The sequence below is a fragment of the Cupriavidus pauculus genome, from assembly GCF_002858765.1.
Lineage (GTDB): Bacteria > Pseudomonadota > Gammaproteobacteria > Burkholderiales > Burkholderiaceae > Cupriavidus > Cupriavidus pauculus_B.
Genome location: NZ_PJRP01000028.1, coordinates 36,099 through 48,404 on the forward strand (window position 1 = coordinate 36,099; position 12,306 = coordinate 48,404).

General features: G+C 66.8%; 8 protein-coding genes. All 8 read right to left on the bottom strand.

Annotation, left to right across the window (positions count from 1 at the left end):
• Positions 1-19: 19 nt before the first annotated feature.
• Positions 20-1,342: a sigma-54 interaction domain-containing protein gene (locus tag CYJ10_RS32525; protein ID WP_101685554.1), complete on the bottom strand. Its 1,323-nt coding sequence runs from the start codon at positions 1,340-1,342 to the stop codon at positions 20-22.
• Entirely contained in the window at positions 1,339-4,437 is a 3,099-nt protein-coding gene (locus CYJ10_RS32530) for a peptidase domain-containing ABC transporter (RefSeq protein WP_101685555.1), read from the bottom strand. Before CYJ10_RS32530 ends, CYJ10_RS32525 begins: the two co-directional genes overlap by 4 nt.
• Positions 4,418-5,170, bottom strand: coding sequence for a peptidylprolyl isomerase (locus tag CYJ10_RS32535; protein WP_101685556.1), 753 nt, complete (start codon positions 5,168-5,170; stop codon positions 4,418-4,420). Before CYJ10_RS32535 ends, CYJ10_RS32530 begins: the two co-directional genes overlap by 20 nt.
• 17 nt (positions 5,171-5,187) lie before the next feature.
• Positions 5,188-6,570: an HlyD family secretion protein gene (locus tag CYJ10_RS32540; RefSeq protein WP_101685557.1), complete on the bottom strand. Its 1,383-nt coding sequence runs from the start codon at positions 6,568-6,570 to the stop codon at positions 5,188-5,190.
• Positions 6,567-9,212 (bottom strand): FHA domain-containing protein, encoded by a 2,646-nt coding sequence (locus CYJ10_RS32545; protein ID WP_101685558.1) that lies wholly within the window; start codon positions 9,210-9,212, stop codon positions 6,567-6,569. The genes CYJ10_RS32540 and CYJ10_RS32545 overlap by 4 nt, the downstream gene beginning before the upstream one ends.
• Before the next feature lie 210 nt (positions 9,213-9,422).
• The gene (locus CYJ10_RS32550) at positions 9,423-10,874 is read right to left on the bottom strand and encodes an efflux transporter outer membrane subunit (protein ID WP_101685564.1); all 1,452 of its coding nucleotides are present in this window, start codon (positions 10,872-10,874) and stop codon (positions 9,423-9,425) included.
• Positions 10,875-11,152: 278 nt separating this feature from the next.
• Positions 11,153-11,419, bottom strand: coding sequence for a hypothetical protein (locus tag CYJ10_RS32555; RefSeq protein ID WP_101685565.1), 267 nt, complete (start codon positions 11,417-11,419; stop codon positions 11,153-11,155).
• 364 nt (positions 11,420-11,783) lie between these two features.
• Positions 11,784-12,272 (bottom strand): DUF4399 domain-containing protein, encoded by a 489-nt coding sequence (locus tag CYJ10_RS32560; RefSeq protein ID WP_374703330.1) that lies wholly within the window; start codon positions 12,270-12,272, stop codon positions 11,784-11,786.
• Positions 12,273-12,306: the final 34 nt, after the last annotated feature.

Consider the following 12,306-nt stretch of genomic DNA (forward strand, 5'->3'; position numbering starts at 1 on the left):
CCGGGCAGCGGGCAGCCCCCTACTTCCCATCCGCCTGCCGGTTGTTCCTGAAGTCCTTTGAGTGAATCCCGTGCTTCTTCAGCAGCATCTGGATGTGCGACCGGTTCATGTCGAAGCGGCGCGCCAGTTCGGCTACGGTGCCCCCTACTTCCTGCAGCCCGCGTTCCAGGAAGGCCCGCTCGGCTTCGTCGCTGGCGGCGCGCTTGGCCTCGCTGAGCGACGTGGCCGTGCTCAGGTCGGTCACCGTTGCCTTGCCACCTGCTGCGGCCACGGCCTGCAGGCCCGCCGGCTTGGGCCGGATGTCCTGGGGCAGGTGGATGAAGTCGGCCGTGTCGCCGGCCAGGCATGACAGCCGGTACATCAGGTTGCGCAGTTCGCGGATATTGCCCGGGTACTCGTAGTGCAGCAGGAAGTCGCGCAGCCGGGGCGTCAGCTTCAGCGGCCGCCGCTTGAGCTGCCCGGCCGCCTCGTCGCCAAAGTAGGCCACCAGCAGCGGGATCTCGTCGCGGCGTTCGCGCAGTGCGGGCAGCGTCACGTGAATCACGCTGAGCCGGTAGAACAGGTCTTCGCGGAACGTACCCTCCTGGCTCATCCTGCGCAGGTCCTTGTTGGTGGCCGCGACGATACGCGTATCGACGGCAATCGGCTCGTCCGAGCCCACCCGCTGGATCTCGTGTGCTTCCAGCACGCGCAGCAGCTTGACCTGCCCGGTCAGCGGCAACTCGCCGATTTCGTCCAGGAAGATCGTCCCTGTATGCGCGCTCTCGAACTTGCCGCGCCGGTCGTTGGCGGCGCCGGTGAACGCGCCCTTCTTGTGGCCGAACAGTTCGGATTCGAGCAGGCTGTCCGGAATCGCGCCGCAGTTGACCGAGATAAAGGGCTTGTCGTTGCGCAGGCCATTGGCGTGAATCACCTTGGCCATCAGCTCCTTGCCGGTGCCGCTTTCGCCGTCGATCAGCACGGGCAGGTCGGTGGGCGCGGCCTTCTCGGCAATTTCCAGCGATTCCAGCAGCTTGGGGTTGTCGCCGAACGTGCCCTCGAAGACAAAGCTGCGCTCCATCAGCGCCTGGCGCCGTTCGCGTGCCGACATCTCCACCGGCTCGACCACCGCTTCCTCGACCTCCGCCTCGCCTGTGGCCGACGCCGCCGCCACGAAGCGTTCCTTGTGCGACAGCCCCATGACCTCGTCGCGCAGCGTGGTGGCCTGCTTGAGCAGCTTCTCGATGTCGGGCCGCTCCAGCCGCGACGACCAGCGCAGCGTGGAGCGCAGGATCTCGATCCGTTCGATCAGGCCCGCGAACGATACCGCGGAGGTGACGGGGGTGGGGTTGTATAGCTTCATGCCGCACTCAACTGCTTCTGGACCAACTGGTAGTACATGCCGCGCCGCTCCAGCAGTTCCTCGTGCCGCCCCTGCTCCACGATGCCGCCTTCATACAGCACCAGGATCTTGTCCGCCTGCATGATGGTGCTGAGCCGGTGCGCGATGATCACGGCCGTGCGGCCCTTCAGGATCTCCTGCATGTTGGCCAGGATGTTGCTCTCCGACTGCGTGTCCAGCGCCGACGTGGCCTCGTCGAACACCAGCAGCCGGGGGTCGTGATACAGCGCGCGCGCAATGCACAGCCGCTGGATCTGCCCGCCCGACAGCCCGATACCGCGCTCGCCCACCACCTGCTCGTAGCCCAGCGGCAGCTTGGAGATGAAGGCGTGTGCATCGGCCATCTTGGCCACTTCCTCGATCCGACGCCGCTCGGGGCTGTCGTCGCCGCAGGCAATGTTCTCGGCCACCGTGCCCGAGAACAGCAGGTTGGTCTGCATCACATAGCCCACCTGGGCACGGAAGAACTCGGTGTCGATCACGTTCATGTCGTAGCCGTCCACCTTCATCGTGCCGTCGGTCGGCTTGTAGAAGCCCACCAGCAGCTTGGCCAGCGTCGTCTTGCCCGACCCGCTGCGGCCGACGATGGCTACCATCTCGCCGGGCCGCATGTGGAAGCTGATGTTCTCCAGCACGTAGGCCGTGTCCTCGCCGCCGTAGCGGAAGTACACGCCATCGAACTGGATCTCGCCCTGCAGGTCCGGCAACGACACGCGCGACATCACGTCCTGCGGCTTCTGCTCCGGATCCAGGTCCAGCACGTCGCCCAGCCGCTCCATCGCCACGCCGGCGTCGTTGAGCTGGCCCCACAGCGCCACCAGCCCCATCAGTGGTGCCAGCACGCTGCCCATGAAGGCATTGAACGCGATCAGCTGCCCGATCGTCAGTTCCCGCTGCAGCACCAGCGTGGCGCCCACCCACAGGATCGTGATGGTGGTGGCCGCGTTCAGCACCTGGCTGGCCAGCCCCACCAGGATATGGAACGACTGCGCCTGATACTGCTTTTCCAGCGCCTTGGCGTATTTGCGCTCCCAGCGCAGCCGCACCGGGCGCTCGATCCCCATGCCCTTCACGGTCTCCGCGCCGCCGAGCGTTTCCATCAGGTAGGCCTTGGCGTCCGTGGATGCCGCGAACACCTCGCGGGCGTAGCCCTTCACTTTTGGCGTGACCACCACGGTCAGCGCGGCAATCGGGATCACGAACGCAATCAGCAGCAGCGTCAGCTTCACGTTGTAGAGGAACATGATGCTGAAGTAGATAAACACCATCAGCAGGTTCAGCGCCGTGGTGACCGTGGATTCGGTCAGGAACGCGCGGATGGTCTGGTTCTCCTGGAAGCGCGCGAAGATGTCGCCGGTCTTGCGCTTGGCGAAGAACGACAGCGGCAGCGACAGCGTGTGCTTGAAGAAGTGCGACATCATCGCGAAATCCATGTTGCGGACCATGAAGTTCGCCAGGTACGCGCGGATGGTCACCATCAGCTGCGTAAAGACATTCGAGATCACCAGCCCCAGGATCAGCAGGTGCAGCAGCCCGACGTTCTGGTGTACCACCACGCCGTCGAGAATGTTCTGGATGATCAGCGGCGGCACCACGCCCAGCATCTGGATCACGAACGTGGCCAGGAACAGATGCGCCAGGATGCGCTTGTACGGCGACAGGTAGCTGATGAACCGCAGCCACGGCGAGCGCGACACCGCCAGTTCGTTCATCTGCGTACCGGGCGAGAACAGCAGGCAGGTGCCGCTCCACCCGCGCTCGAACTCCTCGGTGCTCATCTTGCGGAAGCCGATGGCCGGGTCCGCCACCCACACGTACTGCGCCGACACCCCATAGACCACCACGTAGTGATAGCCCTCCCAGTGGATGATGAACGGCAGTTCGAAACCCGTCAGCGCATCGCGCGTGCATTGCACGCCGCGCGTGGTTAAGCCCAGCGATTCGCCCGCCCGCGCCAGGCTGTCGAGCGTGGCACCGGCGGTGGTCACATTGGCCAGTTCGCGCAGCTTGCCCAGCGTCATCGGGATGCCGTAGTGCCGGCAGATCATCGCCAGACAGGCGGCGCCGCAGTCCATCTCCTCGGCCTGCTCCACCAGCGCAAAGCGGCGGATCAGCCGTTCGCCCAGCGCGGGTTTCGACTGCAGGTCCAGCAGCACCGGCCGCTTGCGGCGTTCCGCCAGCCGCTTCTGCCGATGCAGTTCCCGATCCACGGTGCGGATGCGCTCTTCCAGCACCTCGCGCAGGCGCGCATTGCGCTCCAGGATCAGTTGCACCGTCTTCTCGGGGATCACCAGCAGCCGCGTGTCGGTCTCGGCAATGGCCGACGCGATCTGCTCCTGGCGCATCACGCAGGCGCGCTCGCCGAATATCTCGCCCTGCCCCAGCGTGGCCAGCTGGAACGTATCGCCATCCTCCTCGCGAACGATGCGCACCGTGCCCTGGCGCACCACATAGAGGCGGCGATCCTCCCGGCCGTCCTGCTGCAGGATTTCCTTGCCCGCCGCCACCCGCTTGACGCCCACGCTGCGTACCGCGTCTTCCAGCTCCAGCTTGTCCAGCTTGCCGCGCAGGTCGAACAGCCGCGCCACGAAGCCGCCTGCCGAACTGATGGCCACGTAGCTCGTGATGAAGGCCAGCGCCGCCGGGTTGCCGCCCACCGTCGGCTCGGAGACGGTGCGCGGTATCGTGATCAGCTCGGTCTTGCCCGACGACCGCACCGACGACTCATGCCGGTACTCGCGCAGCAGCGCAATATCGGCAAACACCTCGCCGGTCTTGCGCACCCCCATGCTGATTTCCTTGCCGTGTTCTTCGTTGAACACGCGCACGGAGCCGCTGCGCACGATAACGATGCCGTCCGCCGGTTCGCCCGCGTTGCAGACCGTGTCGCCAAAGCCGAAATGCAGCGTGCGGGCGCTGGCCGCCATCCGCTCGATCTCGTCGCGCGACAGCGGCGACAGGATCTCCACCGTGGCCAGGAAGTCAGCCAGCGACTGCCCGGCTGGCGCTGCGGAAGCGGCCGGCGCCGCCACCTCGCTAGCGGGCTTCGATGACATGTTCCTGCGCCCTTGCCATCAGCCATTCCTCCCGAAGCAGGCGGCGGATCTCCACGGTCACGTCCGGGTCAAGCCGGGCCGGATGCTTGGCGCGCACCAGGAAGACCTCGAAGAACGACTTGTCCGGCGCTGGAAACGGCCCCAGCAGGTCGCCGGCCTCGGCATTGAACACCTTGGCCTCGATGTCACCCTTGAGCGATCCGCGCAGCACCTTGCCGATGTCGCCGCCCTGCTCGCGGGTATCCGCAATCGAATGCTCGCGCGCCATCTCGGCAAAGGCGTCGGGATCGTCCTGCAGGTACGACACCAGTTCCTTCGCCTTGCCTTCGGTGTCCACCACGATGTGGCTGACCTCGATGCTGTCGAACTTCGGCGAATTGAGCTGGAAGTACGTCTCCACGGCCTGGTCCGTACCAACCTGCTCCATCATCTTTTCCTGGTAGAGGCTGTCGGTGATGAAGCTCTCGAATTCATCGAGCGTGATGTTCAGCGCGTCGAGGTAGTGGTTCATGTCCGCCGCCCGGTGCAGGCCATGCACGCGACGGAACTGGTCGGCGCGCTCCTGCACGTCTTCCGGCGCCAGCTTCACGCCCTGGCGGCGGGCCGCGTGGACGGTCAGCTTGTCGCGCACCAGCTGTTCCACCAGGCCCTCGAACTGCCCGGTCAGCTTCAGGACCCTCACGAATTCGTCGACGCCGATCATTTCGTCGTCGATGCGTACGATGGCTGTCATCGCCCTCTCCTCAACGTTCAACCCGCGACCTGCCTGAAGGGATCGAGCCCCAGGTCGATCAGGCGTCTTTCCCGCACCACGATCTCGGCCGTGGCGGTCATGCCGTAGCGCAGCGGATACTTGCTGCTGGCCACGCTGTAATAGTCCTGCGCCAGCCGCACGCGGCCCTCGTACACCGGCTGCTTGTCCGGCCCGGACGGCTTGGTGGCCGGCGAAATGTATTCGAGCGTGCCCGCAATCAGGCCGTAGCGCTGGTACGGAAACGCGCTGAACTTGAGCTTGACCGGCAGCCCCTCGCGCAGGAACGCGCGGTCGCGCTCGGCAATCTCGATCCGCAGCATCGGCCGGGCATCCTTGGGCGCGATGCCGCCCAGCGGCGTGTTGGCCTGTACCTTGTCGCCGCGCTGCGTGGACGTGACATCGGTAATCACGCCCGACACCGGCGCCAGGATCAGCAGGAAGTTGTCCTTGTCGATGTTCTCGAACTTGATGCGCGCCGCGGCATCCGCCACCAGTCGCGCCGTCTGTACCTGCAGGCGCAGCTTGTCCTCGGTGCCGGTAATCTCGCGCACGGCGGCGTCGTACTGCACGCGCAGGCTGGCCAGTTCCTGGCCGCTGCCTTCCAGTTGTGCGCTGGCCTGCGTGAATTCCTGCGCCAGCCGTGCGTCCAGTTCGGCCAGCCGCGACTGGGCCACGCGCAGGTTGTTCTCGGCCTCCTGCGTGGTGGCGCGCTTGGCCTCGACCTGCGATTGCGACACCCCGCCGCCGGCGGGCAGCGCGAACAGCCGCGCATAGCGGTCCTGCTCCTGGCGCGCGAATTCGCGGGCGCGGCGCGCGTTCTCTAGATTGCTGCGCGCTTCGGCCAGTTGCGCGCGCTGCTGCTCGGCCAGCCGCGTCGTACCTTCGGCCAGACGGTTCTCGTGCTGGCGCGAATTGAGTTCGATCTGCTGCTTCAGCGCCAAAGCCTTGCGCTCCAGCAGCGCCTTGCGCTCCGGAAACTGCTTCCATTCGCGTTCGGCGTCTTCGAGCTTGAGCTGGGCCTGCAGCGCATTGGCCGCCGCCTCGATGGCGCCGCGCGCGTTCAGCCGTGCCACCACGTCGTCCTTCGACACCGGCTGGCCCTCGGCCACGTAGAGATCGACCAGTTCGCCGTCGACCGGCGCGTAGAAGCGCCGCACCTCGGACTCCGGCGCCAGCGTGCCCTGCGCGGTCACGATCACGTCGGCATGACCGAAGAATGACCAGAGCAGCGCGCACAGCAGCAGCACGCCCGTGATCACTACGGCCAGCAGTGTCAGCCGGCGCGGCTCGGCGCTGAGCAGCGCGATACCTTCGGCGCTATGGTCTTCCAGCGCCTCGGTCAGCGGCCGTAGCTTGTTGTCGCGGTTCTCGTCCTTCATGGCGTACTCCCCGCTTCGGGTTTCGCGGCGGTTGCGGCGGTTGCGGCCGGCGCGGCGGCGCTGACGTCCTTGTCCCCGCCGTCCTTGCCACCCTCCTTGCCACCTCCCTTGCTGCCCTCGCCCACCAGCGCCAGCTTCGCCTTGAGCACCGCCGGGTCCAGCACCATGCGCAGGTCATTGAGCGAGCGGCGCTGGGTGTCCACCTCGGCCTGGATGTCGTCGCGCACCTTGGTCCACTGCGCCGAATCCTCGATCTTCAGCTGCGCGTAGATGCGCAGCCCCTTGCGGGCGTCGTCCTGGGCATCGGCCAGCAGCCTGGCCTGCGAGCGGAACTTGGCCGAGATGCCCGATTCCAGCCGCTGTTCGCCGGCAATCAGGCCGTTGTTGCGATACTGGCGCCACCCCGTGGCCGCGCGGTTCAGCAACTGGTTGGCGCGGCGCAGGGCCGCGTCCCGGATGCTGTTGACATCGGCGTCGATGCTGCTGGCGAAGTACCCATCGGTCTTCGGGTCCAGCGACTCGTAGAACGCCAGCAGCTGCTCCTCATAGCCAGGCGATCCGCGGCCGGCCTTGACCGCGGCGTACTGCGCCAGCACCTGCTCCTTGTGGGCCACATCCTTCGCCACGTCGGCGGCCCATGGCCCGGCCGTGACGGTCTTCAGCGTGGCCAGCGCGGCCGCACCGTCGCCCTGCTCCCATGCCTTGCTGGCCGCCAGGTACTGCTTCTGCACGTCGTCGCCGGGCAGGCGCGTGGCCTTGAGCTTCTGATAGGCGGTCTGGAACGGCGGCGTGGCAAAGCTGGCCTGCTGCATCAGCGCCACCAGCGGCCCCGGGGCCCGGATGCGCAGCGATTCGATCATCGCCGTGTACTGGCGCAGGTCGTTTTCCACGCTGTCCAGCCCGGACAGCCGCTGGTACTTGTCCTTGTACTCGGCCAGCATCGGCTGAAGCGCTTCGGGCTGGTCGCGGCCCAGTTCCGTGGCGATGGCCGCATTGAGCCGGTCGATGGCGGCCAGCAGCACCGACTCGTCGTTTTGCAGCCGGCGCAGGTCGCTCAGGGCGCGCGCGTAGGTGTCGCGGAACGGCGGCACGTCGTTGGCGATACGTCCGAGCAGCCGCTGATGCGACGCGGTGTCGTCCTCCCACCGCCGCAGCAGATCGCGGATCTTCGCTTCGTCGGCGTACATGCGGATTGGCCCGTCGATGCCACCGCGCTGGGCCACGTAGCGCTCCAGGTCGGCCACCCAGGCAAGCTGGGCGGTCAAGGCCTGGCCGTCGGTATTGTGCTGGCTGCGGGTGCGCATCTGGTCCAGTACCGCCGTGGCCCCTGCGGCGTCATTGGCCTGCAGCCGTGCCGACCATTGCGGCACGTAGCCGCGCATCAGGGCCTCGGCGCCAAGCGCCTGGTAGCGCGCCTCGTCGGGGTGGCGCGACAGCACCTTGTCGGCCACTTCCGCCGCCCGCGCATACTTGCCTTCGTCGACCAGCGCCTGCAACGACCGGTCCGGCGCGCCGCGCCACCAGAGATAACCGCCGCCGATCACCAGCACGGCGATGACCAGGATGGCCACGCGCGCCGCGCGCTCCAGCTGATGGCGATCGGTGATGCCGAAGCTGCGCATGGCCTCCAGCAGCAGCATCGTGATCCGGCCGCGCGGCGCCGGTGCGTGGGCCGGGTCGGCCGCGTCGGGCATGGCTTCGGGGTTGACCTCGTCCTCCTGGGCGGCGCGATAGTCCACGCAGAAGATATCCAGGAAGGAATCGGCGGCGCCCACGAACGTGGTCTTATCGGGATCGACCTCGCCCGGCGTGGCCTCCGCGCCATTGACCGGGGGCTGGCGCAGCATGTCGGGCACATCGGGCGCTTCGGACGGTGCCGGCACCGCCAGCGACGTTCGCGTGGCCGTGGCATCGGCATCGGTCTCGCGCTCGATCCCGACCCGGTAGACAAAGTGGCTGCCGCCGAACGCCACCACATCGTCGGGCTCCAGCCGCACCGACTGGTCGCGCAGCCGCACGCCATTGACGAAGGTGCCGTTGGTGCTGCCCAGGTCTTCGATCCACGGCACGCCGTGCTTCAGGTACACGTGCGCATGGCGGCGCGACAGGTAGTTCACCTGGTGCGGATACAGGTCGCGATAGCGGGCAAACGTGTCGTCCGCCTTGTTGACCATGAACGGGAAGCCGGCGATGACCACCGGCTGCAGGCCCAGGTCGTCGCGCATCGGGACCAGCGTGACCGCCACGCGGGGCGGCTCCGGCTCGGCTGGGCGCGGATAGAGCCGCACGCGATAGGCCAGATCGGCGCCAAAGCTGACCTCGTCGCCGTCGCTCAGTCGCGCCGGCTGCTGGGCCACGCTGTCGCCGTTCACGCGCGTGCCGTTCTTGCTGCCCAGGTCGGCCACGTAGACCGCCCCGTCTTCCGAGAAAATGCGCGCGTGCCGCCGCGACAACACCGACACGGCGTCGGTCGGATACGCGGCAAACGGCGCCTCGCCCCGCCCGATCGCGAACAGGTCTTCGTCGATACGGATCTCGCCAAGCTCCGGGCGCGACACGGGCATCAGCAGTACATCGAATGCCTGGCCAGCCTGGGGCGCCATGACCGGCACATCCATGAAGGGAGCTTCGTCGCGCGTCATGTTTCACCTGAGCCAACAGTGCAGCCTGTGGCGCGCAACCGCGCACCAACGCAGCGACGGGGTCGGCATGCGTCGGCAAGGGGGCGGCAGGTCACGGGTAAGAACATAGTAGGCCACGCTTGAGGGGAGTCAATGCGCTGCGGCGCAGCGTTGCGCAAACGCCAGCGCCATGCGGGTTTCAGGCTTGAAACGGTTTGTACGCCGCTGCGGCTAACGCGTCGCCTTGGGCGTGGCCGCGCCGGCCGGCGACGCGGCATCGGCAGTGGTGTCCACGCGGCCGTTGCGCACGTCCACATTGGTCCAGCCGCCGCCCAGTGCCTTGTACAACGTGACGGTATCGGCCAGGATTTGTTGGTACGCCCCCAACAAGGATTGCTCGGCGGTCAGCAGCGAACGCTCGGACTCGAAGACATCCAGTTGTGACGCGATGCCTTCGCGCGCCTGGGCGTCGATCTGTGCGCCCACCACGCGCAGCTGGCTCACCTGCTGCTGCAATTCCACGCGCTGCTTCTTGTGCGCGTCGACGTTGACCAGCGCACTCTCCACTTCCTCGAACGCGGTCATCACGGTGCGGCCGTATTCGTTCTCGACCACGCCCACATTGGCCTCGGTGGTCTTCACCCGGGCCCGCACGTTGGGGTCCAGCATCGGCAGGTTGATACTGGGCATGAAGCCGAACGTGAAGGACTTCATCAGGTCGGACAACGCAAAGCTGGCAGTGCCGCCGCGCGCGGTCAGGCTGATGCTTGGCAGTTGCGCCAGGCGCGCCTGGCCGACCAGGTCGTAGGCGGCCAGCACGCGATACTCGGCGGCGACGATATCGGGCCGCCGCGCCAGCAGTTGCGAAGGCAGCCCGGCCGGCACCACGGGCAGCTTGATACGCTCCTGCAGCTTGCCCGGCGGCACCTTGAGTTCGCCGGCTGGCACCCCGACCAGCGTGGCCAGCGCGTTCTCGGCCACGTCGCGCGACCGGCGCAGTTCCAGCAGGTCCTTGGTCAGGCGATTGATTTCGGCCTGCTGCTGCATGACGCGGATCTGCGGCAGCAGCCCATTGGCCAGCATGGCCTTGTAGGTGCCCAGGATGTCGTTGTTGCGCGACAGCGTATGACGCTGCTGCGCCACCTGTTCGTCGAGCAGCAGGATCGTGAAATACGTGATCGAGACGTCGGATGCCAGCGACAGGTAGCCTGCGCGCCAGTCGGCCTCGGTGGCGCGGAATTCGGCGGTCTGGGCCTGCACGCCCTTTTCCACCTTGCCCCAGACGTCGATATCCCAGTTCACGGTGCCGCCCAGGTTATAGGTGCGCGACACCGGCTGGCCGGTGGTCTTGCTGATGTCCACGCCGGCGCCGATATCGAACACCGGCAGCGCGCCCGCGCGGGCTTCGGCAATCTGCGCGTTGGCCACGCGGATGCGGGCGGCCAGCACCTTGATGTCGTAGTTGCCCGACAGCGCCTTCGCCACGAGCTGGTCCAGGTACGGATCGCCAAAGCCCTGCCACCAGTTCGGCACGATGGTCTCGGCTGGCGAGACGGTGATCGACTCGTTGCTGGTCCACGCCGCCTTGGCGGGCGTCTCGGGACGGTGGTACTCGGGCGGCCGGAAATCGGCACAGCCGGCCAGCAGCGCCACGGACAGGGCCACGCCCGACAGTTGGGACATGCGGTGCGGAGCAAAGGCGAATGCGTTCACGATGGCTTCCTGCTTGAAACGCCAGCGGACCGTGGCAGGGCGTCCTGGCGTTCGATCTGTATTGTGGGTCGGCATGCGGCGGACGCCAACCTCGGCGTGCGTGCCCGGAAAATCGATGGGCAAGCGAAAACGACGGGCAAAAAAAGCGCCGGGGCGGAGGTGTCCCCGGCGCAAGCTCCCCGTGCGGCTGGAGCGGCGGCGGCCTGTTGGCCGGCCTGCGCGCCGCTGCCGCCTGAACCGTACGAAAATCAGGCGTTGTTCTGGGCGTACTGGTTCGTCGTCACGTTGTTGCGCATGTGATCCTGGAAGGCCGAGCCGTTGCCGAAGTAGTTGGCCACGTCCTGCAGTTGCTGGTTCGACTGCGTGATCGTCTTGTGCGAATCGAACGACAGGCTCACCGGCGTGAAGATCGAGGTGCGCGGGGCAAACACCGCGATGCCGCCGCGTACGGCCTGCAGCGCCTTGGCGTCGAGGGTTTCGGTCGAGGACAGGTCCTTGATGGTCAGCTTGGTCATGATGATCTCCTGGATGAGGAAGGTGCTGCGTTGGGTCTGGGTGATGAGCATCGGGTTGGTGTCGCGCTCGGACCAGATATCGCAGCAAGCGTGCCAGCCCGTGCCACGGAGCCGAAAAAAGTTGGCGGATCGTTGTGGGGCAAGGGCTGGCGGGCGATCAGGCCGTGTTGGACCGTGCCCGGCCGCATGCCGGCGGCCCAGCTTGTGTTGGGCTACCGCCCACAGTGTTGGCGTGACGTGTTGGCGATTCGGCAACAGCCGGCATGCCACCGGCCATCCGGGCAAAAAAAAAGGCGCACATCGCTGTGCGCCGCGCCGGAGACAGGCGGACCGCCCCGCCTTCTCGCTCCGAGCCTGGTGTCGGTCATTTCACATAGATCGTGATCTTCTTCGAGTAGACCGGCGGATTGGTCGGGATGTGCTTCTCGTCGCCCATCAACAGTTGCAGCGTGTGCTTGCCCGGCGGCAGTTCGATCGTGGTTTCCGTTTCGCCCGCGCCAAAGTGCAGGTGGTTGCGGTCGTTCGGGATCTCCTTGTCCATCGGCGGCAGGTCGACGTCGATCAGCAGGTGATGGTGGCCCGTGTTCGGATACTTGACGTCCTTGGGCGCCACGCCCATGTTGCGCAGCCCGAACCAGACCTTGATCGGCTTGCCGGCCGGCATCGTCTGATTGTTGTTGGGATAGCCGATATAGAGATAGGCGTTCTTCGGGGCCGGCGTGGGGCCCGAAGCCGGGCCCGATGTGGTGCCCGCCGAGGTGCCCGCCTGTACGTTCGATGGCGCGCCCGTGGCGGGCGCCGAGGCATGACCGGCATGCGCGGCCGGCGCCGACGCATCGGCTGCACCCGCCAGGCCCGCCGGCAGCCAGGCAGCGGCGGACAGCAAC

Excerpts from the sequence above, each read along its gene's own strand:
- CYJ10_RS32535 (WP_101685556.1), bottom strand. The coding sequence starts at position 5,170 with ATGACAGCCATCGTACGCATCGACGACGAAATGATCGGCGTCGACGAA.
- CYJ10_RS32525 (WP_101685554.1), bottom strand. The coding sequence starts at position 1,342 with ATGAAGCTATACAACCCCACCCCCGTCACCTCCGCGGTATCGTTCGCG.
- CYJ10_RS32545 (WP_101685558.1), bottom strand. The coding sequence starts at position 9,212 with ATGACGCGCGACGAAGCTCCCTTCATGGATGTGCCGGTCATGGCGCCC.
- CYJ10_RS32555 (WP_101685565.1), bottom strand. The coding sequence starts at position 11,419 with ATGACCAAGCTGACCATCAAGGACCTGTCCTCGACCGAAACCCTCGAC.
- CYJ10_RS32530 (WP_101685555.1), bottom strand. The coding sequence starts at position 4,437 with ATGTCATCGAAGCCCGCTAGCGAGGTGGCGGCGCCGGCCGCTTCCGCA.
- CYJ10_RS32540 (WP_101685557.1), bottom strand. The coding sequence starts at position 6,570 with ATGAAGGACGAGAACCGCGACAACAAGCTACGGCCGCTGACCGAGGCG.
- CYJ10_RS32550 (WP_101685564.1), bottom strand. The coding sequence starts at position 10,874 with ATGTCCCAACTGTCGGGCGTGGCCCTGTCCGTGGCGCTGCTGGCCGGC.